Source organism: Rhodococcus huquni (assembly GCF_055231055.1).
In genome coordinates this window covers 1-1,234 of the sequence record NZ_JBUYWE010000025.1, presented here as the reverse complement: position 1 = coordinate 1,234, position 1,234 = coordinate 1, and the positions used below count along the sequence as shown (strand labels likewise).

At 65.3% G+C, this 1,234-nt stretch carries 1 protein-coding gene; it reads left to right on the top strand.

Going from position 1 to position 1,234, the window contains the following annotated elements; genetic code table 11:
• Positions 1-51 precede the first annotated feature (51 nt).
• On the top strand, positions 52-1,227 hold the full coding sequence (locus ACZI8R_RS21060; RefSeq protein ID WP_463381589.1) for an IS30 family transposase: 1,176 nt from the start codon (positions 52-54) through the stop codon (positions 1,225-1,227).
• Positions 1,228-1,234: the final 7 nt, after the last annotated feature.

Genomic DNA, 1,234 nt, shown 5'->3' with positions numbered 1-1,234 from the left:
CTTCGGTTCATGCGGTCGTCGCAACATTCCTGATCGAATGAAGGGATGTGGATGGTGGCGAGGACGTATGGGCAGCGGAGGGTGAGCAGTGAAGCGCGGGCTCGGTTCTGGGTGTCGTGGGTCGAGGGTGTGCCGACTCGGCGGGCGGCGGTAGCGGCGGGTTTCAGTGAGGGCGCGGCGTGGAAGCTGGTGTATCGGCATGGTGGGATCGCGCCGCGGGCCGTGCCGCCGCCGTCGGGTCGGTTTCTGTCACTGCCGGAGCGGGAGCAGATTTATGAGCTGCGAGTGTCGGGGAAGTCGGTGCGTGAGATCGCTGCGGCACTGAAGCGGTCACCGTCGACGATCAGTCGGGAGCTGCGGCGGCACAGCGATTACCGGGGACGGTATTCCCCGCATGCCGCGCAACGCGTCACCGAACAGTCGGCGAGGCGCCCGAAACCATCGAAACTGGCGGTCGACGGTGAACTACGTACCGTGGTCACCGAGATGTTGCGCAGCCGGTATTCGCCGGAGCAGATCGCGGGGCGGCTGCGCAAAGATCATCCTGACCGGCCGGAGATGTGGGTGTCGCACGAAACGATCTATCAAGCGCTGTATGTGCAGGGCCGCGGTGGTCTGCGGCGGGAGCTTGCGACCTGCCTGCGCACCGGGCGCGCGCTACGCAAACCAGCCAAACGCAGCGACAGCCGGCGGCCGCGGATCCCGGGGATGATCAACATCGCCGACCGTCCGGCCGAGGTCGCTGATCGGGCGGTGCCCGGGCATTGGGAAGGCGATCTGATCATCGGTGCCCGCAGTGGCTCGGCGATCGGCACGTTGGTCGAACGCTCGACCCGGTTCGTGATGTTGTTGCACCTGCCCGACGGGCATACCGCCGAGGCGGTCGAGCAGGAGATGACCCGTCAGATCCGCCGGTTGCCCGCTCATCTGACGCGGTCGATCACCTGGGATCAGGGGGTCGAGATGGCACGTCATGCGCAGTTCACCGTCGCCACGGACGTGCCGGTCTACTTCTGTGACCCGCACAGTCCGTGGCAACGGGGAACCAACGAAAACACCAACGGTCTGCTGCGTCAGTACTTCCCGAAGGGCACCGACCTGTCCGCCCACTCCGCCGATGAACTAGACCGGGTCGCCGCCGAACTCAACGGGCGACCCCGCAAAACCCTCCTGTGGAACACTCCAACCGAACAACTCAACGAACTACTTGTTGCAACGACTGCGTGAATCCACC